We start from the raw sequence: 19,674 nt of genomic DNA on the forward strand, positions 1-19,674 counted from the left end.
CTAGAGCCTAGAGACCGTAGGCTGCACCTCGTGCATACGGTGGCGGTGCTCAGCCTTAAGGGTGGCGTAGGCAAGACGACGGTCGCGTTGGGTCTCGCGTCGGCCGCGCTGCGGCGCGGAGTCCGGACGCTGGTCATCGACCTGGACCCACAGTGCAACGCCACCTCCACGCTGGAGCCCGACGACACCGACGCCAGCATCTACGACGTGCTCCAAGAGCCCACGTTGGAGACGATGCGGTCGGCGATCGCGCCCAGCGCGTGGGGTGAGGGCGTGGACGTGCTGGCGGGTTCGGAGGACGCCGAGCTGCTCAATCACCCCGATCCGGGCGAGTCCCGGCTGGGCAGGCTGCGCGAGGCGCTGCGGGTGCTGGCCGAGGACGACGAGGAGCCGTACCAGCTCGTGCTGCTGGACTGCCCGCCGTCGCTGGGCCAACTGACCCGGTCGGCGCTGGTCGCGGCGGACCGGGCGCTGTTGGTGACGGAGCCCACCATGTTCGCGGTGGCGGGGGTGCAGCGGGCGTTCGAGGCGGTGCAGTCCGAACGCGAGCACAACGCCGACCTCCAGCCGCTGGGCGTGGTGGTGAACCGGGTGCGGCCCCGGTCGCACGAGCACCAGTTCCGCATCGAGGAGCTGCGGGACATCTTCGGCCCGCTCGTGATGCCGGTCGCGCTGCCGGACCGGTTAGCCGTGCAGCAGGCGCAGGGCGCGTGCATGCCGATCCACGAGTGGGGCACGCCGGGCGCGCGTGAGGTCGCGTTGGCGTTCAACCTGCTGTTGGCGCGGATACTGCGGATCAGCCGCAGCCGGCGTCGTCCGGTGCACTCGGACTTCGACGACGAGGAGATCCAGGAGGCGGTGGAGGCGTGAGCACGACCGCGCTGGTGGCGTTCACGGTCGCCGCGTTGCTGCTGACGATCACGCCCGGCCTGGACACCATGATGCTGCTCCGGATGGTGCTCGGCGGCGGGCGCAAGGCCGGTCTGGTGGGCGGGTTCGGCACGACGCTGGGCTGTCTGGTGTGGGGCGCGGCGAGCATCGCCGGGCTGACCGCGCTGCTGGTGGCGTCCCGGTTCGCGTACGACGTGGTGCGGTACGCGGGCGCGGCCTACCTGCTGTGGCTGGGCGGGTCGGCGCTGTGGCGGTCGTGGCGCGGCGCGCGGTCGGAGAAGCCCACGTCGGCGCCTCGGATCACGCCCGCGCAGGCGCTGCGGACCGGGTTCACCACGAACCTCCTCAACCCCAAGATCGGCGTGTTCTACCTGAGCCTGCTGCCGCAGTTCCTGCCCACGTCGGGCGAGTCGACGGGCTGGGCCGCGCTGCTGGTGGGCGTCCACGTGGGCCTCGGGCAGGTGTGGCAGATCGTCGTGGTGTGGCTCGCCGGCCGGGCGGCGGTGGTGCTGACCAGGCCGCGGGTGCGCCGGTGGACCGAGCGGGTCACCGCGTCCGTGCTGGTGGGGTTCGGGCTGAAGGTGGCGTTCGACAGCGGTGCCCGAGGGTGACACGGTCTTCCTGGCCGGGCGGCGTCTGGACGAGGCGCTGGCCGGGCGGACGCTGCTGCGCGCCGAGCTGAGGCACCCCCGGCTGGCCACGGTGGACCTCGCCGGGCGGGACGTGCTCGGGGTGGTGACGGTGGGCAAGCACATCCTGACGCGGTTCTCCGGCGACCTGAGCCTGCACAGCCACCTGCGGATGGACGGCTCGTGGCACCTGTACCGGCCCGGCGACCGGTGGCGGCGGCCCGGCCACCAGGCCCGGGTGCTGCTGGAGGTGCCGGACCGGGTCGCCGTGGGGTTCGCGCTGCACGACCTGGAGCTGGTGCCGACCGGCGAGGAGGCGCGGCTGGTCGGACACCTCGGGCCGGACCTGCTGGGTCCGTGGACGGCCGAGGACGAGGCGGAGGCCGTCGTGCGGCTGACCGCCGATCCGGAACGTGAGATCGGCCTCGCGCTGCTCGACCAGCGCGTGATGGCAGGTGTGGGGAACGTCTACAAGTCCGAGGTGTGCTTCCTGCTGGGCGCCTCGCCGTGGACGCCGGTGTCCGGGGTGGACGGCGCGCGGGCGGTGCGGCTGGCGCGGAAGTTGTTGCTGACCAACGCCCACCGGCCCAACCGGAACACCACCGGGCTGATCGGGCGCGGCCAGGAGTCCTGGGTCTACGGACGGGCCGGCAAGCCGTGCCGCCGGTGTGGGACGCGCGTCCGGGTGGACATGCAGGGACCGGACGCCCAGGAGCGGTCGTCGTACTGGTGCCCGCGCTGCCAGCCTGGGCCGATCGCTTAGAGTTACCGCCGTGGTCTACAAGAGCGTGGTGCGCAAGGCGTTGTTCCGGATGCACGGCGGGGACGCGGAGCGGGTCCACGAGACCACTCTCGGCGCGTTGACGGCGGTGAGCCCGCTGGCGCGGTTCGTGCGGCGCAAGCCGGTCGGCGCGCGCACGGTGTTCGGGGTGCGGTTCCCCAACCCGGTCGGGCTGGCGGCGGGGCTGGACAAGAACGGCCGCGCGCTGCCCGCGTGGGGCGCGCTGGGGTTCGGTTTCGTCGAGGTCGGCACGGTGACCCGGCACCCGCAGCCCGGCAACCCCCGCCCGAGGCTGTTCCGGCTGCGGGACAGCGAGGCGATCATCAACCGGATGGGCTTCAACAATGAGGGCGCGCTGGAGCTGGCGAACCGGCTGGACCGGCTCGGGCCGCTCGCGGTGCCGCTGGGGATCAGCCTGGGCAAGTCCAAGGTCACCCCCGTCGAGGAGGCCGTGGAGGACTACCGGACGTCGCTGCGGGCCCTGTACCGGCACGGCGACTACTTCGCGGTGAACATCAGCTCGCCCAACACGCCCGGTCTGCGCAGCCTGCAGGACCGTGCGGCGCTGACCAAGCTGCTGTCGGCGCTGAACGCGGCGGCGGCGGAGCTGGCCGGGTCCTCGCCGCGCAAGCCCCTGCTGGTGAAGATCGCGCCCGACCTCTCCGACGAGGCGATCGGCGAGCTGCTGGAGGTGTGCGCGGCGCACGGGGTCAGCGGGCTGATCGCGACCAACACCACGCTCTCGCGGGACGGGCTGGCCCCGGCCGACCGGGCGTTGGCGGCCGAGGCCGGCGGGTTGAGCGGCAGGCCGCTCGCGGCGCGGGCCCGCGAGGTGGTGCGGTTCGTGAGCCGGGAGACCGACGGGAAGCTGCCGATCATCGGCGTCGGCGGGATCGCGAGCGTGGACGACGCCAAGCGGATGCTCGACGCCGGCGCGAGCCTGTTGCAGCTCTACACGGGGTTCATCTACGAGGGTCCGGGCCTGGTGCGCCGGATCGCCCGTTCAGTCGTCTAGGGCGCTCTCGTACGCCGTGAGGGTGTCCACGAACATCGCGCGCTGATCGGGCGTCAACGGTTCCAGGGCGGCACGCCACGCCTTCGCGCCGCGCGCGAGCCACGTGTCGATCGACGGGCGTTTGGCGTCCGTGATGCTCACTATGCGCCGACGGCGGTCGTTGTCGTCCTCACGGCGCTCCAGGACGCCCTTACGACTCAGTTCGGCGACCATGAGGCTCACGGTCGTGGGCGCGACCTCCAGGCGGTGCGCGAGGTCGTTGACCGTCATCGGGCCGTCGAACAGCAAGTAGGCCAGCAGCGACAGGTGCCGTGGGGCCAGTGACAGCGACTGGAGTTCCTCGGGCACCGGGATGCGCTTGGCCCGTCCCACCATCCGTGGCATGAGCAGCAGCAATGCCCGGATGGCGTCGTCCGTGGTTGACACCTCGCCGTTCCCTCTCTAGCTTTGCATTCAAAGAGGCTTTGCTATCAAAGCTACTTTGTCGTCACCGCACAGCCTAGCGAGGGAGCAAAGGTGAACCAGCCGATCATCGACGAGTTCCGGACCAACGGCGGTGTCGTCGGAGGCCCGTTCGAAGGCGCTCCGCTGCTGCTCATGACGACGGCGGGCGCCCGGACCGGACGGCCGCACACGACGCCGGCCGCGTATGTGAACGACGGCGGGCGGCTGCTGGTGTTCGCGACCAACGCGGGAAGCGCCCGGCACCCGCAGTGGTTCCACAACCTCGTGGCCGATCCGCAGGTGACCATCGAGATCGGGGAACGGGTGCTCGCCGCGCGTGCGGAGGTGTTGACGGGCTCCGAGCGGGACGCGGCGTACGAGGCGCAGGCGGCCCGCGATCCGGCGTTCCGGGCCTACGAGGCCGCCACCGGGCGGGTGATCCCGGTGGTGGCGCTGCACCCGCTGAAGCTCGACCCCGCCCGTCTGGCAGCGCTCGGCGTGCAGTTGAAGCGGCACCACGCCGCGCTGCGCGAGGAGCTGGTGCGGCTGCGTGAAGACCCGGAGGCGCGGCGCGACCTGATGAGCCACTGCCTGGCGTTCTGCTCGCACCTGCGGCTGCACCACGTTCGGGAGGACGGCGCGTTCACGGCGATCGAGAACGAGTTCCCCGACCTGGCGCCGGTGGTCGCACGGCTGCGCGCGGAGCACCGGGTGATCGCGAAGGCGCTGACCGAGGTCGAGGCCACCGGGGACGTGGACGGGCTGCTGGAGGAGCTGGACGCGCACTTCGCGTACGAGGAGGAGCACCTGCTCGTCACGTCCGCCGGGCCGCCCTCAGCCAGCGCATGACCGGGTGCAGGATGACCACGAGCAGCGAGCCCCAGACCAGGCCGCCGAGTTGCATGTCGCCGAGCCGGAGGGTGAGGTCGCCGACGCCCGCCACCAGGGCCGCGCCGCCGACCAGCGCGTTGCCCGGGTTGGCGAGGTCGACCCGGTTGTCCATCCAGATGCGCACGCCGACCAGCGTGATGAGGCCGAGCAGGACCAGCGTCGCGCCGCCCACGACGCCCGGCGGGATGGTGCCCAGCGCGGCCGTGGCCTTCGGGGAGAACGCCAGCAGGATCGCCATCACGCCGGTCACGGCGTAGGCGGCGGTCGAGTACACCTTCGTCACGCCCATCACGCCGATGTTCTCGGAGTAGGTCGTGGTGCCGGGGCCGCCGCCGAAGCCGGCGAGGCTGGTGGACAGGCCGTTGGCGATGATCGAGTCGCCGACGCTGCCGTCGAGGTTGCGCCCGGTGAGGCCGGCGACCGCCTTGACGTGGCCGACGTTCTCGGCGACCAGGACGATCACGACGGGCAGGATGAGGAGCGTGACGGACGGGCGCAGCTCGGGGGCGTGCAACTCGGGCAGGCCGACCCAGGCGGCGCCGGCGAGCCTCCCGGTGTCGACGATCCCGAGGACGAAGCCGAGCACCCAGCCGACCACCACGCCGAGCAGCACGGAGAACCGGAAGAAGAGCTTCCGGCCGAGCACGCCGCACAGCAGGATGATCCCCATCGTGACGACGGCGAGCAGGGGCTGCTCGGAGAACGAGGACGTCGCGCGGTGCGACAGGTTGAGCCCGATCAGGATCACCACGGCTCCGGTGACGACCGGGGGCATGACGGACTCCAGCAGGCGCACGCCGAGAGCTTTCACCGCGACGCCGATGATGATCACCAGCAGGCCGGCCGCGACGACCCCGCCGAGCTGGGCGGCGATGCCCTCGCTGCGGGCGGCTTCGAGCGGCGCGACGAACGCGAACGAGGCGCCCAGGTAGCTCGGCACCCGGTTGCGGGTGATGACCAGGAAGAGCAGCGTGCCGACCCCGGAGAAGAGCAGGGTGGTGCCCACCGGCAGACCGGTGGTGGCGGGAACCAGGATCGCGGCGCCGGCCATCGCGACCAGGTGCTGGGCACCGAAGCCGATGGTGAGCGGCCAGCTCAGCCGCTCCTGCGGACTGACGGCGTCACCGTCAGTGGTACGGCCATCGCCGTGCACGGTCCACAACGCCACTCAATGCCCTCCCCGGCGCCCAAGCCGGACGGCGCTGTCCGACCACGGGATCCTGCCACGCCATGTAGTGGCTGCGGCCACATAACGGTCTGATAATCACACGATTGCAGCAAGGAATACCAGACCACCGAGGACTTCGGTCCAACTCGCCTACGCAAGGTGACGCAATACGCGTTCGTGCCACCGGGCTCGACCTGAAGGCCCTGGTCAGGTCCAGTGCGACAGGTCACGCAGCGCGGACGCCAGGCCCGCCAGGTGGTCCGTCGCCTCGCCGAGCACCTGGCGCGGGTTGGAGGCGGTGCTCTCGGCCAGGACCCGGCCGGCCGCCGCGACCAGGCCGCAGTAGCCGTCCACACCCTCGTCGAGCTGTGTTCTGAGCCGCCGCACGCCCTCCACCAGCGGGCCCCGGTCCAGCGGGGGCGCGGTGTCGCGGGCGCGTTCCACGGCCTGGAGCTGGTGGGACACGGCCCGGAGCGCCGACGCCGCCTCCGCGCCGGTCGCGCGGGCCTGGGCCACCGAGTCGGCCGGGATGGACGTCAGGGCCGCCGAGTCGAGCTGCCGCAGCAGCTCGCGGAGCGTGTCCTCGGCGTCCTCCAGCCGTTCCATGGGCTGCCGCGCCGCCGAACTCCGGGCGGGCAGCGGGCCGCGGACCGGCGCCGCGGCCAGTTGCCGCCGGGCCGCGTCGATCCCCCGCATCTTCGTGTTCGTGCGCACCGCCAGCACGCCGGTGCCGGCGAACCCCCCGGCGACGAGGACACCGACCGCCACCGGCACGACGCCGAGCAGGGCCAGCGTGCCGACCACGGCCAGGATCGCCAGCACGATCAGCCAGAAGGTGAGCACGCGGCTCGACCGGCGGTAGCGCCGGTCGAGTTTCGCGCGTGGGTCGTTCCAGGCGGCCAGCCGCCGTTTCACCTGGTCCGCGATCTGACCTTGGAGCTGGCCGCCGACGATCTGCGCGATCTCGCCGGCCACCTTCCGCCGGGGATCCATCCTCGGATGATCCATCGCGGACACCGCCCTCAGCCCTGGCTCGCGGGCGGGTTCTGCTGGGGCTGGGGCTTTGGCTGGGCCTGCGTCTGCTGTTGCTGCTGCACGCGCTGCTGGATCTCCTGCTGGATGCTCGCGGCGGCGCTGCCGGGCTTGCCCGTCGTCACCTCGCCCGCGACCTTGCCGCCCTGCATGGACGCGCGGATCTGCTCCAGGCGGGACGAGCCGGCCATCTGCGTGGTCGACTGCTGGACCTCCAGCATCCGGCCCTGCACGGAGTTCTGCGCGAGTTCCGCCGAGCCGAGCGCGGTGGTGTACCGCTTCTCGATCTTGTCGCGGACCTCTTCCAGCGACGGCGTGTTGCTGGGCGCGGCGAGTTCGGTCATCTGGCGCAGCGACGCCGAGACCTGCTCCTGCATCTTCGCCTGCTCCAACTGGCTGAGCAGCTTGGTGCGCTCCGCGAGCTTCTGCTGCAACACCATCGCGTTGCGCTCGACGGCCTGCTTGGCCTGCGAAGCGGCCTGGAGCGACTGGTCGTGCAGGGTCTTCAGGTCCTCGATGCTCTGCTCGGCGGTGACGAGCTGGGTGGCGAACGAGGTGGCCGCGTTCTCGAACTCGGTGGCCCTCTGCTCGTCGCCCTTGGCCCGCGCCTCGTCGGCGAGCACGAGCGCCTGGCGTGCGGACGCCTGGAGCTTCTCGACCTCACCGAGCTGGCGGTTGAGCTTCATCTCCAGTTGGCGCTGGTTGCCGATCACCGCGGCGGCCTGCTGCGACAGGCCCTGGTGCTGCCGCTGTGCCTCCTCGATGGCCTGCTGGATCTGCACCTTCGGGTCGGCATGCTCGTCGATCTTGGACGAAAAAGCCGCCATGAAGTACTTCCATGCCTTCACGAAAGGGTTGGCCATCTCCTACGCCTGCCTTCTCCGCACTTCCCTGGCTCGCGCTCGTGATTGGCAACGACCCGGTGCCGGTGTTGGTTCCATCGTGTCAGTTGTCCGGTGCTGCTTCCACCGACCTGGGGAGATATCCGGGTTCACCCTGAGTCACCCCTGAAACTTCGGTGGACACGGCCATCCTGCCCGCCCCGCGCACGGGTGGACGCGGCGACCCCGCGCGCGGTTGCCAACTCGTTGCAGTGTGACCGAACGCATGCGCGGACGCCCCGCGACGCGGGCCGGGCCGCCCACGACGCCGAAGCCGAGCCGGTAGGTCCCGGCTCGGCTTCGGCGTCGACGTGCTGGGCTTATGCCGCCACCACGGTGCCGCGCGGCTTGGCGATCGTCGTGGCCAGCCGGTGCGTGAGCATCGGCTGGATGCGCAGGTCGGACAGGTCGTTGCCGATCACGGCGGGCACCAGGGTGCCGCCCTCCAGGCTCGGCGCGGGCTGCGCCCGCTCGGTGAGCTCGGCCGGACTGGTCACCGGCTGCTGGACGGCGCCGATATCCGAGGCGACCAGGTGGAGTAGTTCGTACAGGGGCAGGTCCAACGCCTGGCAGATGGCGGCCAGCAGCTCGCTGGACGCCTCCTTGCGGCCACGCTCCACCTCGGACAGGTACCCCAGGCTGACGCGGGCGGTCCTGGAGACCTCGCGCAGCGTGCGGCGTTGGGTGGTGCGGGCATGGCGGAGCCGATCACCGATCGCCTCGCGTAGCAGCACGGTCATCGCGCGCCTCCTTCCGGCCGGCCGTGCCACCACGTTACCGATCCGTCCCGTCGACGGGCAGTGACTTGCGGGCACGTCCGCCAAGGGCGAACGACCGAACCGGCCGGTAAGTTCCCCCGCCGGTCTCCGGGTGTGACCGGGATTGCCCTGCTCATCTCACCCGCCGGGGATCTTGAGGTGGTCGAGCAGTAGATCAAGGACGGCGTCGACGGAGGCCCGCCGGACTTCGTCGCGACCGCCACCGACAGTGATCGATCGGACCACCGAACCGGACGGACCGGACAAACCGAGGTGAACGACGCCCGCCGCGACCCCGTCCTGCGGGTCCGGGCCGGCCACTCCGGTGAGCCCCAGACCCCACGTCGCCCCGCAGCGCGCCCGTGCGCCGTCCGCGAGCTGTCGGGCCACCTCGGGGTGCACCGCGCCGTGTTCGGCGAGCAGAGCGGCGTCCACGCCCGCGAGGGACGTCTTCAGGTCGGTCGCGTATACGACGAGCCCGCCGCGCAGCACGACGCTGGAACCGGCGATCCGGGTGATCTCGGCGGTGACCAGCCCGGCGGTCAGCGACTCGGCCGCGGCGACCGTCTCGCCGCGCGCACGCAGCCGGCGGACGACCTCGGCGGCCCTCACGCCCCGGCCACCGCACGCTTGCCGCGCGCACGCAGCCGGATCGCGCGGATCACGTAGTCGACGCCGGTCACGACGGTCAGCACGGCCGCCGCGTACATCGTGACCACGGCCAGGAACTCCAGGCCGGCGGGCAGCGGCAGCAGGTACAGGCTGATGGCCACGACCTGTACGAGGGTCTTGGCCTTGCCGCCCCGGCTGGCCGGGATCACGCCGTGCCGGATCACCCAGAACCGCAGCAGCGTCACGCCCAGCTCGCGCGCCGCGATCACGACCGTGATCCACCACGGCAGCTCGCCCAGCACGCTCAGCCCGACCAGCGCGGCCCCGGTGAGCGCCTTGTCCGCGATCGGGTCGGCGATCTTGCCGAAGTCGGTGATCAGGCCGTGCTTGCGGGCGAGGTTGCCGTCCACGTGGTCGGTCAGCGACGCGACGACGAACACCGCGAACGCGGCCAGCCGCCACCGGAAGTCGGCGCCGTCCGCGGCGAACAGCAGGTAGAGGAACACCGGCACGAGCACCAGCCGGGACATCGTCAGCACGTTGGCGATGTTCAGCACCGGCACGCGCGCGGGCTCCGTCACCGCGGGAGCACCTCGATCGCGGTGACCACCAGGTCCACGCCCTCGGAGGCGTCGACCCGGCAGCGCACCAGGTCGCCGACCGCGAGGCCGTCGGCGTTGGTGATCACGCACTCGCCGTCGACCTCGGGCGCCTGGTGGGCGGCGCGGCCGACGCAATCGTTCTCGTCGTCCTCCTCGGTCTCGACGAGGACGACGACCTCGTCGCCGACGCGGTCCTCGGCGCGCTGCGAGGTCAGCTCCTCGACCAGGTTGGAGATGCGGGTGACGCGCTCGGCGATGGTGTCGGCGTCCAGCTTGTCCGGCAGCGTCTCGGCCTCGGTGCCGTCCTCGTCGGAGTAGCCGAACACGCCGACCGCGTCCAGGCGGGCCTCGGTGAGGAAGCGCTCCAGCTCGGCCACGTCCTCCTCGGTCTCGCCGGGGAAGCCGACGATCACGTTGCTGCGGATGCCCGCCTGCGGGGCGAGGTCGCGGATCTGCCCGATCAGGCCGAGGAAGGACTCGGTGGACCCGAACCGGCGCATCCGGCGGAGCACGGCCTCGCTGGAGTGCTGGAAGGACATGTCGAAGTACTGGGCGACGTTCGGGGTGGTCGCGATGGCCTTGACCAGGGTGGGCTTGGTCTCGGCGGGCTGGAGGTAGGAGACGCGGACGCGGTCGACCACCTCGGCGAGGCGTTCCAGCAGGTTCTCCAGGCCGCCCAGCTCGCGCGGCAGGTCCTTGGCGTAGGAGGTGGAGTTCTCGCTGACCAGGAACAGCTCGCGGACGCCCTGCTCGGCCAGCCACCGCGCCTCGGCCACCACCTCGTCGGGGTGGCGGGACACGAACGCGCCCCGGAAGCTCGGGATCGCGCAGAACGAGCACCGCCGGTCACAGCCGGACGCGATCTTCAGCGGCGCGACGGGCGTGTCCTCCAGGCGGGTGCGCAGCACGCGGGGCCCCCAGCCGTGGCCGGGCACCTGGACCTCTTCGGCGGCCTTCGGCCGCTGCACCGGCGTGAGCGGGAGGAGGGTGCGCCGGTCGACCGGCTTGTGCGACTCCAGCGCCTTGCCGCCCAGCACGTCGTCCAGCCGGTCGGCGAGGCCCTCGTAGTGGTCGAACCCGAGCACCGCGTCCGCCTCGGGCAGGCTGTCGGCCAACTCCGCCCCGTACCGCTCGGCCATGCAGCCGACGGCGACCACCTTCGCGCCGCTGTCGGCGGCGGCGAGCAGGGTGTCGACGGAGTCCTTCTTGGCCGACTCCACGAAGCCGCACGTGTTGACCACGATCACGTCGGCCTCGTCGTCCACCAGCTCCCAGCCGCCGGCGGTGAGCCGGCCGGCGAGCTCCTCGGAGTCGACTTCGTTGCGGGCGCACCCGAGAGTCAGCATGGCGACGCGCTTGGACGTGGTGGGGGAAGACACGGTGCTCAGGGTAACCGGCGGCAGGGGCGCTGTTTGACGTCAGCGGGTGAGTGCTGCTTCGACCAGTCGCCAGACGGTGGTCGTGGGGTTGTCGGGGCCGAGCGCCTTGGCGCGGGCGATCGCGGAGTCGAGGTGGGGGTCGAAGGTCGAGTAGTCGAGTCGCTTGTCGTATCCGGGCACGTGCTTCGTCAGAAGATCGCGTGCCGCCTTGTAGTCGGCGATGTGTGCGCTGTGGTCGGCGAAGTGCAGGATGAGCCACAACTCGAAACACGGATCCGATACCGCCAGGTCGACCTTCACGGCTTCGGCAAGTCGCACTGCGGCCGGGATGTCGAAGTTGTCCACGTCGACCACGCACCAGACGGCGTCGAATTCTTCGTGGTACTGGTCACGCAGTTTAGCCGCGTATCTGACCAAGTTGAGCGGCGCGTCGACCTTGCATTTGACCGTAATCCGGGCGCGGCGCGTGAGACGTAGTCCGGAGAAGTACTGCTGCTCGGTCTTCTGCCCTCCGCTGATGACGAGCACATTGCTTCTGCGCGGACTGGGCGACCGCATCGACCGACGCTGCGAATTCTCACGCCTCGCCATCAGCGACTCCGCCCCGAACCGCCCTGGCGAAAAGTTCCTCGTAGACTTGGGGAACCGCGCCATACTGGCCGGCGAGGTAACGACGTTCCAGATTGTCTTCGCTCCGGGGCTTGAAGTCGGTCAGCGGGTAGAGCGTGCTCGCACCATCCGCGCCCTTCTCCACGAACCATATCTCGTCTCGCTCCAGCACGTGATCGGCGAGCGGCGGATGCAACAGCGTCGCGTCGTGCGTGGTGAAGATGAGCTGGCCGTTGCCCTGGTTCGATTCGGGATCGTTGAAGAGTGCGACGAGGCGAGCGGACAGCAGCGAGTGCAGGCTCGCGTCGATCTCATCGATGACCAGCGTTCCGCCCTCGGTCAAGACAGTCAGCACGTCCGGCAGGAGGCCCAGCCACGACAGCGTCCCAGCGGACTCGTCGGCCAACTGGAACGGCTCGCCACCATCACCGTGGGCCAACTGGACCCTTCGACGCCGATGAGAATCGGCCTTGGCTACCGGGTATTCGAATTCCAGACGAACCCTGCCCGAGGAAATTCCTGCCTGCGCCCGACGTTCACCGCCTACCACGATATTCGAGATACCGAAATCAGCGGCGCGCAACAAGTCGACCATTTTTCCATGTAGCCCAGGGTTGTCCAACAGGAATTCGGCAACCTTGGGCTCGAAGCTCGAAGCATCGTTGCCCAAACGAAATCTCATGCGGTCCACGAACCAGCGGTAGACTGGCAGCAGGTCCTGAATATTCGACTGCGCGCCCAGACTCAAGAACAGCGCGTTGGATCGCAAAAGATCCTGCAGGACCTCAAGTCTGACCACCCCGTCATTGATCGACGCACCCAGCTTGACCTGGTCTCGGGAGCGCTCGAAAAGCAGGCGTTTCCGTTTTTCAGGGTAGCTGTACAGCCATTCGGAAAGAATCTTTTCGTCATCTACTTCGAACCCGTAGGTGTACCGCACCCCCGACTCGATGAACTCGATCACGAAGACGGACGACTTCTCCTTGCCAGCCGACTCCAGCTTGAAGGGACGGCGGGGAACGCCCCCGGCGGGCGACCACTTGCCGAACGAGTCCCGGACCGCGTCTGCCATGAACTCCAGGCCGTCGAGCAGGTTCGACTTGCCGGAGGCGTTCGCGCCGTAGACGGCCGCAACCGGCAGCGACTGCCGGTCCTTCGCGTACGCCGGTATGAGCAAGAGCTCCTGCTCGTCACGGAACGACCGGTGGTTGCCCAGCCTGAAGCTCCGCAGCATGGGGGCCTCCATCCGAGAAGTTACAGCCCGTTCCGTGCCAGTAAACCGCATGAACCAGCTTCAAGGGCTCCCCAGGGCGGCACTTCGCCAATCTGGAGCGTCGGGCAACGGCAGCCGGCCGCGCGGGTTACGTTGGCACCGTGAACGACCCGATCAACGTCCGGCGGGCCCGCGCCGGTGATGTCCGGGCCATGAAGGCCCTCATCGACCACTACGCGGGGCAGGTGTTGTTGGCCAAGCCGCTCGTCACGCTGTTCGAGGACATCCAGGAGTTCTGGGTGGCCGAAGAGGACGGTGTGCTGCTGGGGTGCGGCGCCCTGCACGTGCTGTGGGAGGACCTGGCGGAGATCCGCACGGTCGCCGTGTCGCCGCAGGCGCTCGGGCGGGGCATCGGGCACCGGCTGGTGCACCGGCTGGTCGAGACGGCCCGCGAGTTGCAGTTGTCGCGCGTGTTCGTGTTGACGTTCGAGACGAAGTTCTTCGGGCGGCACGGGTTCGTGGAGATCGACGGCACGCCGGTGTCCCCCGAGGTCTACGAGGAGATCATGCGGTCCGCCGACGAGGGTGTCGCGGAGTTCCTCGACCTCTCCTACGTGAAGCCGAACACGCTCGGCAACTCGCGGATGCTGCTGCACCTCTGACTCTTCGAACGCTGACTCGAATAGTCTTGACTCCACTAGCACCGGTCGAGAGGATGATCGGCGTGGAGCAGTTGACGGTCGACGAGTTGGCGGTCCGGGTCGGCCTGCCCGGCAGCACGATCCGCATGTACCAGACCAAAGGCGTGCTCCACCCGCCCAAGCGGCAGGGTCGGCAGGCCTTCTACGACGACTCGCACCTCGAACGGCTCACGCTCGTCCAGCGACTGCAGACCCGTGGGTTCTCGCTGCCCGCCATCGCGGAACTCGTGAAGGCGCGCGAGCAGGGCGCGAGTGTCGCCGCCGTGCTCGGCGTCGGTGACACCGAAGGGCCGGACGACTGGGTCCGGGTCCGGGTTCGGGACATCAGCCGGCTGGTGCCGATGGGTGACGTCCGGCCGAAGGTGTTGCGGCGGGCCATCCAGCTCGGGCTGGTGCGGTGGCGGCGTGGCTGGCCGCACACCCGGCGCTGGGCGTTGGAGGCGGGCAACCGGCTCGCGCTGCTCGCCGTGCCGAGTGAGGACGTGCTGGACAAGTTCGCGAACCTGCGCGCCGCCACGGACGGCATCGCCGCGGACTTCGTCGAAATCTTCGAACGGCGGCTCTGGCCGCAGCTCGCCGCGGGGACCGGGCAGGAGGACCAGCTCGACCACATCCGCGCGCTGCTGGTCGAGCTGACCTACACCGCCGAGACGGTGGTCGTGGGCACCCTGCGCGAGTCGATCCGCGAGGCCGCCGAGGAGTTCGCCCGCCGGCACGGCCTGCTGCCCGGCGGCGACTTCCGCCCCGCGTGGGCCGAGGAACCCCTGCCGATCGCCGAACGTCTCATAGACAACGAGACCGAGATCCCGGATGAGCCCGCGATCCGGCGGTTCCTCGACCAGGGCGACGACGCCTGACGCCCTGCCTGCTGTGCCCGACGCCGACGGTGTCCGGGGTGGTTCGAGCCGGTGCGGAGGGGTTCGGCTCGCCCATCCCGCGCCCGGCCACGGGACACCCGTGCCCGGCGGGCCCAGGTCCGCCGGGCACGCGGAACCGGACCGGGCGCAGGTCGCGGGGCACGCGGAACCGGACCGGGCGCAAGGTCGCGGGACCGGATCGGGCGCGGGTGGCCGTCGGCTTTCCGCAGCGATCTACGAACGTTCACCCGGTGTTGCCGTCCAGTGAGCCTGTTGGGGCTGTCGGACGTCGATCACCAGCCGGTATGAACCTCCTCACACCCGATCGACCGAGGGGGAACAACCGTGACATCCCTGCGTGCCGCGTTCGCCGTCGTCCTGACCTCGCTCGCCCTCCTGGCCGGCGCCAACACCGCCCAGGCGGCGATCGACGCGCCTGCCGTGACCGACGACTACCTGTTCACCAAGTCGCTCGCCCAGTTCAGCTCGATCAAGGCCCAGGCGCCCCACGCCGCCCAGCTCGACTGGTCGTCCGACGGCTGCTCCTGGTCGCCCGACAACCCGTTCGGCTTCAAGTTCCTGCCCGCCTGCCACCGCCACGACTTCGGCTACCGCAACTACAAGCGGCAGGGCCGGTTCACCGAGGCCACCCGGCTCACCATCGACAACAAGTTCAAGGCCGACCTGTACCACCAGTGCGCGGGCAACTGGTCCTGCAACCGCACCGCCGACCTGTACTACAAGGCCGTCCGCGAGTTCGGGGCAAGCTGACCGGAAGGCCGGCTCAGTCCCCGTCCTCGAACGAGTCGGGGGCTGGGCCGCCGCCCCGGATCAGGAACACCAGCGAGTCCAGCTCGTCCGGCTTGATCAGCACCTCGCGGGCCTTCGAGCCCTCCGACGGACCGACCACGCCGCGCGTCTCCAGCAGGTCCATCAGCCGCCCCGCCTTGGCGAAGCCGACCCGCAGCTTGCGCTGGAGCATCGACGTCGAGCCGAACTGGGACGTGACGATCAGCTCCGCCGCCTGGATCAGCAGCTCCAGGTCGTCGCCGATGTCGGCGTCGATCTCCTTCTTCTCGCCCGCCTTCGCCGCCGTGACGCCGTCGGTGTACTCCGGCTGCGCCTGGTCCTTGGTGAAGTTGACGATCTCGGAGATCTCGTCGTCGCCGACGTACGCCCCCTGCACGCGCACCGGTTTCGACGCGCCCATCGGCAGGTAGAGGCCGTCGCCCATGCCGATCAGCTTCTCCGCGCCCGGCTGGTCCAGGATGACCCGCGAGTCGGTCAGCGACGAGGTCGCGAACGCCAGCCGTGACGGCACGTTGGTCTTGATCAACCCGGTCACCACGTCCACCGACGGCCGCTGCGTCGCCAGCACCAGGTGGATGCCCGCCGCGCGCGCCTTCTGCGTGATCCGCACGATCGCGTCCTCGACGTCGCGCGGCGCGGTCATCATCAGGTCCGCCAGCTCGTCCACGATCGCCATGATGTACGGGTACGGCCGGTACACGCGCTCGCTGCCCGGCGGCGCGGCGATCTCGCCCGACTTCACCTTGCGGTTGAAGTCGTCGATGTGGCGCACCCGGTTGACCTGCATGTCCTGGTAGCGCTGCTCCATCTCCTCGACCAGCCAGGCCAGCGCGGCGGCGGCCTTCTTCGGCTGGGTGATGATGGGCGTGATCAGGTGCGGGATGCCCTCGTACGGGGTGAGCTCGACCATCTTCGGGTCGATCAGGATCATCCGGACCTCGTCCGGCGTCGCCCGCGCCAGCAGCGACACCAGCATCGAGTTCACGAAGCTCGACTTGCCGGAACCGGTGGAGCCCGCGACCAGCAGGTGCGGCATCTTGGTCAGGTTCGCGGTGACGAAGTGGCCCTCGATGTCCTTGCCCAGCCCGATGACCATCGGGTGGTTGTCCTTGACCGTGGACGGCGAGCGCAGCACGTCGCCCAGCCGCACCATCTCGCGGTCGCTGTTCGGCACCTCGATGCCGACCGCCGACTTGCCGGGGATCGGCGCGAGCAGCCGCACGTTGTCCGTCGCCACCGCGTAGGCGATGTTCTTGGTCAGCGCGGTGATCTTCTCGACCTTCACGCCGGGGCCGAGTTCGACCTCGTACCGGGTCACCGTCGGGCCGCGGGTGAAACCGGTCACCTGGGCGTCGATGGAGAACTGGTCCAGCACCCCGGAAATGGCCTCGATCATCTGGTCGTTGGCCTTGCTGCGGGCCTTGGGCGCGTCGCCGTCCTTGAGGATGGTGGGCGGCGGCAGCTTGTAGTCGCCCTCCACCGCGCGCACCGCGAGGGCCGCTTTGGGCTTCTCGGCGGGTTCCGCGGCCTTCGGCTTCGGACGGGGCGGCGGTGGCGGCGGCACTTCCTCGGCGTCCAGCGGCAGTTCGGGCTGCTCGTCGGGAACGGCGGCCTGCCGTCGACGGGAGGGCCGCCGCAGCCGGGCCGGCTTGGGTTCCTCCTCGGCGGGCTGCTCCTCTTCCCGGCCGAAGCCTTCGAGTTCGTCGTCGGACTTGCGGCCGTGCAGCAGCGCGCCGAGCTTCGCGGGCACCTCGCGGATCGGCAGGTGCGCCAGCACCAGCACGCCGTAGCCGAAGATCAGCACCAGCAGCGGGCCGGCGACCCACGGCGTCAGGCCCTGCGCGAGGAACCCGCCCGACAGGTACCCCAGCGCGCCGCCCGCGCCACGGCGTTCCACGGGGTCGACCGGCAGACCGCCGATGAGGTGGAACATGCCGAGGAACCCGACCGCGACCAGCACACCGCCGATCACCAGCCGGGGACGGGCCTCCGGCTTGGGATCGGTGCGCATCAGCGTGACGCCGACCGTCAGCAGCACCAGGGGCAGGATCATCGCCGGCGCGCCGACCGAGCTGCGCACCGCGACGTCGACCCACTGCCCCACCGGGCCGCCCGCCTGCCACCACACACCCGCGCCGGTGATCACGGCCAGCGCGATCAGCACCAGCGCCAGGCCGTCCCGGCGGTGCTCGGGGTCCAGCTCCTTGCCGCGGCCGACCGCGCGCACGATGCTGCCGACGCCGCGCCCGAGCAGGCCCCAGACCTTGGCGACCGAACCGGATGACTTCTTCCTCGGCGCGGCTTTGGTGGCCCGGGACCTCGGTTTGGACGCGGCGGCACGTGGCTTCGACCCGGCTCTGGAGCCACGGGTCGTGCCCTTGCCGCGCGAGGTACCGGTTCGGCCAGCCATGCGTCTAAGTTAGCCCCTTGAGTCCCACCAGCCACAACGTTCACCGGGGACGTGATGTGCGTTGCCCGCCGCCCATAGTTGCCCGGAATCGGCTACGCCCACACGTCGACACGCCGTAGCCTTCCCCGCTGTGTCCACACCACTGCTGTGGCGCGTGCTGACCACCGTCGACCGTGGGTTCGTCGGTCTCAGCGGACGGCTTCACGTCACCGGCGACATCCCGGCGCACCTCAAGGGCCGTCCCCTGCTGCTCGCGTCCAACCACATCGGCAACCTCGACCCGTTCGTCCTGATCGCCGCGTGCCACAAGATCGGTGTGGCCCCACGCTTCATGCTGGCGGGCGGCCTGCTCGACGCCCCGGTCATGGGCCCCGCGCTGAAGGCGTCGGGCCACCTGCGGGTCGACCGCGCGTCGGCGTCCGTCGGCGAGGCCTACCACCGGGCGGTCGAAGCGCTGCGCGCCGGCGGCGACCCGCTCGCCGTGTACCCGGAGGGCGGCATCAGCAAAGACCCGGGTCTGTGGCCGGAACGCGGCAAGACTGGCGCGGCGCGGCTCGCGCTGAGCGGCGGGGTGCCGGTGGTCCCGGTCAGCCAGTGGGGCGCGCACGAGGCCGTGTACTGGGGTAACACCCGCGTCGACGGCTGGGACGACTTCAAGCCCTACCTGACCTCGTACCTGCGCGGGCTGCGCCGCCGTCCGACGTTCCAGGTGCACTTCGGCTCGCCGGTCGACCTGTCGGACCTGCAGGACGGGCGTCCGGGCGACGCGCGGCGGGCGCACGAGCGGATCATGCGGGCCATCACGGCCGGCTTGGCGCCGCTGCGGGCGGACGAGATGGACCGGCCGAAGTTCCACGACCCGACCCGACCCACCACCGGGCGCAGCCCGTGGCGTCCGGAAGCCGCGTGAGCACACGGGGTCTGGCGCTGGCGCTGCTGTCGTCGCTGACGTTCGGGATGTCCGGTGTGCTGGCGAAACCGGTGATGGCGACCGGGGTCACGGCGACCCAGGTCACCAGCGCGCGGATCGGCATCTCGGCCGTGCTGCTGCTGGCTTTCGTGGCGTTGGCGCGCCCCCGGGCGCTGCGTTTCGCCCGGCGCGACTGGGGACTGCTGGTCGGCTACGGCCTGTTCGGCGTGATCGGCGCGCCGCTGCTGTTCTTCGTGTCGGCGGCGCGGATTCCGGTCGGCATCGCGATGCTGCTGGAGTTCACCGCGCCGATCCTGGTGGCGCTGTGGGTGCGGTTCGTGCGGAAGACCAGGTTGGCCGGGGCCGTCTGGTGGGGCATGGCGGTGGCGCTGCTGGGGTTGGCGCTGGTCGGCGAGGTGTGGCGGTCGGTCCAGCTCGACACCGTGGGCGTGCTGGCGGGGTTGGGGTCGGCGGTGTGCACGGCCGCGTACTACCTGCTGGGTGAGAAGGCGGCGGGCAAGCACGACCCGTTCGGTGTGCTGGCGGTGGGGATGATGGTCGGCGCGGTGGTGCTGGCCGTGCTGAGCCCGCCTTGGCTGGTGCCGATGGGGCGGGACACCGAGCTGGGGCCGACGTGGATCCTGTTGCTGGGGCTGGCTTTCGTCGCGACGGCGGTGGCGTACCTCGCGGGCATCGTGTCGCTGCGCCACCTGTCTTCGTCGGCGGCGAGTGTGATCGGGCTGCTGGAGCCGTTGGTGGCGACCGTGCTGGCTTGGTGGCTGCTGGGCGAGGCGCTGACCGTCGTGCAGGTGGCCGGCGCGGTGGTGTTGCTGAGCGGTGCGGCCGTGGTCCAAGTGGCGAGCAGCCGCACCGCTGCCGTGGTGGAGCCCGTGCCTACGCCTGGGTGAGGCCGGTGACGAACGCTTTCCACGCGGTGATCGGGAACGAGATCGTCCCGCCGGCGCGGTGCTTGGTGTCACGGACGACCGCGCCGTTGGTGGTGGGCGCGACTTCGACGCAGGCTTCGCCGTTGCTGCTGTAGCTGGAGGTCCGCCAAGCCAGGCGGTCGGCAGGGGTCATC

22 protein-coding genes are annotated in these 19,674 nt (G+C 70.5%); 10 read left to right on the forward strand and 12 right to left on the reverse strand.

The genetic code is table 11. The annotated features are described in order from the left end of the window. Positions 1-30: 30 nt before the first annotated feature. From ACQPZF_RS33175 to ACQPZF_RS33190, 4 genes are read left to right on the forward strand one after another with little or no spacing between them, the layout of a single operon-like run. Positions 31-870 carry a ParA family protein gene (locus ACQPZF_RS33175; RefSeq protein ID WP_433263776.1) on the forward strand — a complete coding sequence of 280 codons (840 nt, stop codon included), beginning with the start codon at positions 31-33 and terminating at the stop codon, positions 868-870. Continuing rightward, positions 867-1,502 (forward strand): LysE family translocator, encoded by a 636-nt coding sequence (locus tag ACQPZF_RS33180; RefSeq protein ID WP_433263778.1) that lies wholly within the window; start codon positions 867-869, stop codon positions 1,500-1,502. The genes ACQPZF_RS33175 and ACQPZF_RS33180 overlap by 4 nt, the downstream gene beginning before the upstream one ends. Continuing rightward, positions 1,489-2,283 carry a DNA-formamidopyrimidine glycosylase family protein gene (locus ACQPZF_RS33185; RefSeq protein ID WP_433263780.1) on the forward strand — a complete coding sequence of 265 codons (795 nt, stop codon included), beginning with the start codon at positions 1,489-1,491 and terminating at the stop codon, positions 2,281-2,283. The genes ACQPZF_RS33180 and ACQPZF_RS33185 overlap by 14 nt, the downstream gene beginning before the upstream one ends. Positions 2,284-2,293: 10 nt before the next feature. Then, positions 2,294-3,316 carry a quinone-dependent dihydroorotate dehydrogenase gene (locus ACQPZF_RS33190; protein ID WP_433263782.1) on the forward strand — a complete coding sequence of 341 codons (1,023 nt, stop codon included), beginning with the start codon at positions 2,294-2,296 and terminating at the stop codon, positions 3,314-3,316. On the opposite strand, the gene ACQPZF_RS33195 is transcribed toward ACQPZF_RS33190, so the two are convergent. Next, positions 3,305-3,700 carry a MarR family winged helix-turn-helix transcriptional regulator gene (locus tag ACQPZF_RS33195; protein WP_433274822.1) on the reverse strand — a complete coding sequence of 132 codons (396 nt, stop codon included), beginning with the start codon at positions 3,698-3,700 and terminating at the stop codon, positions 3,305-3,307. The two genes, ACQPZF_RS33190 and ACQPZF_RS33195, sit on opposite strands and share 12 nt — an antisense overlap. A gap of 132 nt (positions 3,701-3,832) precedes the next feature. Here ACQPZF_RS33195 and ACQPZF_RS33200 point away from each other — a divergent pair, with 132 nt between their 5' ends. After that, positions 3,833-4,609: a nitroreductase/quinone reductase family protein gene (locus ACQPZF_RS33200; protein ID WP_433263784.1), complete on the forward strand. Its 777-nt coding sequence runs from the start codon at positions 3,833-3,835 to the stop codon at positions 4,607-4,609. On the opposite strand, the gene ACQPZF_RS33205 is transcribed toward ACQPZF_RS33200, so the two are convergent. From ACQPZF_RS33205 to ACQPZF_RS33245, 9 genes are all read right to left on the reverse strand, one after another. After that, on the reverse strand, positions 4,575-5,819 hold the full coding sequence (locus ACQPZF_RS33205; RefSeq protein ID WP_433263786.1) for a uracil-xanthine permease family protein: 1,245 nt from the start codon (positions 5,817-5,819) through the stop codon (positions 4,575-4,577). The two genes, ACQPZF_RS33200 and ACQPZF_RS33205, sit on opposite strands and share 35 nt — an antisense overlap. Before the next feature lie 207 nt (positions 5,820-6,026). Beyond that, complete coding sequence (gene pspM / locus ACQPZF_RS33210) at positions 6,027-6,812, reverse strand: phage shock envelope stress response protein PspM (RefSeq protein ID WP_433263788.1); 786 nt, start codon at positions 6,810-6,812, stop codon at positions 6,027-6,029. Positions 6,813-6,841: 29 nt separating this feature from the next. Beyond that, the gene (locus tag ACQPZF_RS33215; protein ID WP_433263789.1) at positions 6,842-7,714 is read right to left on the reverse strand and encodes a PspA/IM30 family protein; all 873 of its coding nucleotides are present in this window, start codon (positions 7,712-7,714) and stop codon (positions 6,842-6,844) included. 338 nt (positions 7,715-8,052) lie between these two features. Beyond that, positions 8,053-8,472: a helix-turn-helix domain-containing protein gene (locus ACQPZF_RS33220; RefSeq protein WP_433263791.1), complete on the reverse strand. Its 420-nt coding sequence runs from the start codon at positions 8,470-8,472 to the stop codon at positions 8,053-8,055. 156 nt (positions 8,473-8,628) lie between these two features. Further along, positions 8,629-9,102, reverse strand: a complete 474-nt coding sequence (locus tag ACQPZF_RS33225; protein ID WP_433263793.1) for a CinA family protein — start codon at positions 9,100-9,102, stop codon at positions 8,629-8,631. Then, positions 9,099-9,632 carry a CDP-diacylglycerol--glycerol-3-phosphate 3-phosphatidyltransferase gene (gene pgsA, locus ACQPZF_RS33230; RefSeq protein WP_433274824.1) on the reverse strand — a complete coding sequence of 178 codons (534 nt, stop codon included), beginning with the start codon at positions 9,630-9,632 and terminating at the stop codon, positions 9,099-9,101. The genes ACQPZF_RS33225 and pgsA overlap by 4 nt, the downstream gene beginning before the upstream one ends. Before the next feature lie 47 nt (positions 9,633-9,679). Then, positions 9,680-11,083 (reverse strand): 30S ribosomal protein S12 methylthiotransferase RimO, encoded by a 1,404-nt coding sequence (rimO, locus tag ACQPZF_RS33235; RefSeq protein ID WP_433263795.1) that lies wholly within the window; start codon positions 11,081-11,083, stop codon positions 9,680-9,682. A gap of 39 nt (positions 11,084-11,122) precedes the next feature. Then, on the reverse strand, positions 11,123-11,611 hold the full coding sequence (locus ACQPZF_RS33240; RefSeq protein ID WP_433263797.1) for an RloB family protein: 489 nt from the start codon (positions 11,609-11,611) through the stop codon (positions 11,123-11,125). A 49-nt stretch (positions 11,612-11,660) separates the two neighbouring features. Continuing rightward, positions 11,661-12,926: an AAA family ATPase gene (locus tag ACQPZF_RS33245; RefSeq protein ID WP_433263799.1), complete on the reverse strand. Its 1,266-nt coding sequence runs from the start codon at positions 12,924-12,926 to the stop codon at positions 11,661-11,663. Between the two features lie 140 nt (positions 12,927-13,066). Here ACQPZF_RS33245 and ACQPZF_RS33250 point away from each other — a divergent pair, with 140 nt between their 5' ends. From ACQPZF_RS33250 to ACQPZF_RS33260, 3 genes are all read left to right on the forward strand, one after another. Beyond that, entirely contained in the window at positions 13,067-13,567 is a 501-nt protein-coding gene (locus ACQPZF_RS33250) for an amino-acid N-acetyltransferase (RefSeq protein ID WP_433263800.1), read from the forward strand. Between the two features lie 53 nt (positions 13,568-13,620). Further along, the gene (locus tag ACQPZF_RS33255) at positions 13,621-14,463 is read left to right on the forward strand and encodes a MerR family transcriptional regulator (RefSeq protein WP_433263802.1); all 843 of its coding nucleotides are present in this window, start codon (positions 13,621-13,623) and stop codon (positions 14,461-14,463) included. A gap of 345 nt (positions 14,464-14,808) precedes the next feature. Then, positions 14,809-15,234, forward strand: a complete 426-nt coding sequence (locus tag ACQPZF_RS33260) for a phospholipase (RefSeq protein WP_433263804.1) — start codon at positions 14,809-14,811, stop codon at positions 15,232-15,234. Between the two features lie 13 nt (positions 15,235-15,247). Here the strand turns inward: ACQPZF_RS33260 and ACQPZF_RS33265 are convergent, their stop codons facing one another. Next, on the reverse strand, positions 15,248-17,683 hold the full coding sequence (locus tag ACQPZF_RS33265) for a DNA translocase FtsK (protein ID WP_433263806.1): 2,436 nt from the start codon (positions 17,681-17,683) through the stop codon (positions 15,248-15,250). Between the two features lie 130 nt (positions 17,684-17,813). Between ACQPZF_RS33265 and ACQPZF_RS33270 the strand changes: the two genes are divergently transcribed. Both ACQPZF_RS33270 and ACQPZF_RS33275 read left to right on the forward strand, forming a co-directional pair. Next, the gene (locus ACQPZF_RS33270) at positions 17,814-18,593 is read left to right on the forward strand and encodes a lysophospholipid acyltransferase family protein (protein ID WP_433263808.1); all 780 of its coding nucleotides are present in this window, start codon (positions 17,814-17,816) and stop codon (positions 18,591-18,593) included. Further along, positions 18,590-19,501 carry an EamA family transporter gene (locus tag ACQPZF_RS33275; RefSeq protein WP_433263810.1) on the forward strand — a complete coding sequence of 304 codons (912 nt, stop codon included), beginning with the start codon at positions 18,590-18,592 and terminating at the stop codon, positions 19,499-19,501. Before ACQPZF_RS33270 ends, ACQPZF_RS33275 begins: the two co-directional genes overlap by 4 nt. On the opposite strand, the gene ACQPZF_RS33280 is transcribed toward ACQPZF_RS33275, so the two are convergent. Beyond that, positions 19,488-19,673, reverse strand: coding sequence for a DUF397 domain-containing protein (locus ACQPZF_RS33280; protein ID WP_433263811.1), 186 nt, complete (start codon positions 19,671-19,673; stop codon positions 19,488-19,490). The genes ACQPZF_RS33275 and ACQPZF_RS33280 overlap by 14 nt on opposite strands. Position 19,674: the final 1 nt, after the last annotated feature.

It is taken from the genome of Actinosynnema sp. CS-041913, from assembly GCF_050942485.1.
Classification (GTDB): Bacteria; Actinomycetota; Actinomycetes; order Mycobacteriales; family Pseudonocardiaceae; genus Actinosynnema.

Coding starts and splice junctions, on each gene's coding strand:
- ACQPZF_RS33255 (WP_433263802.1), top strand. CDS start 13,621: ATGATCGGCGTGGAGCAGTTGACGGTCGACGAGTTGGCGGTCCGGGTC.
- ACQPZF_RS33280 (WP_433263811.1), bottom strand. CDS start 19,673: ATGACCCCTGCCGACCGCCTGGCTTGGCGGACCTCCAGCTACAGCAGC.
- ACQPZF_RS33195 (WP_433274822.1), bottom strand. CDS start 3,700: ATGCCACGGATGGTGGGACGGGCCAAGCGCATCCCGGTGCCCGAGGAA.
- pspM (WP_433263788.1), bottom strand. CDS start 6,812: ATGGATCCCCGGCGGAAGGTGGCCGGCGAGATCGCGCAGATCGTCGGC.
- ACQPZF_RS33245 (WP_433263799.1), bottom strand. CDS start 12,926: ATGCTGCGGAGCTTCAGGCTGGGCAACCACCGGTCGTTCCGTGACGAG.
- ACQPZF_RS33265 (WP_433263806.1), bottom strand. CDS start 17,683: ATGGCTGGCCGAACCGGTACCTCGCGCGGCAAGGGCACGACCCGTGGC.
- ACQPZF_RS33220 (WP_433263791.1), bottom strand. CDS start 8,472: ATGACCGTGCTGCTACGCGAGGCGATCGGTGATCGGCTCCGCCATGCC.
- pgsA (WP_433274824.1), bottom strand. CDS start 9,632: ATGTCCCGGCTGGTGCTCGTGCCGGTGTTCCTCTACCTGCTGTTCGCC.
- ACQPZF_RS33215 (WP_433263789.1), bottom strand. CDS start 7,714: ATGGCCAACCCTTTCGTGAAGGCATGGAAGTACTTCATGGCGGCTTTT.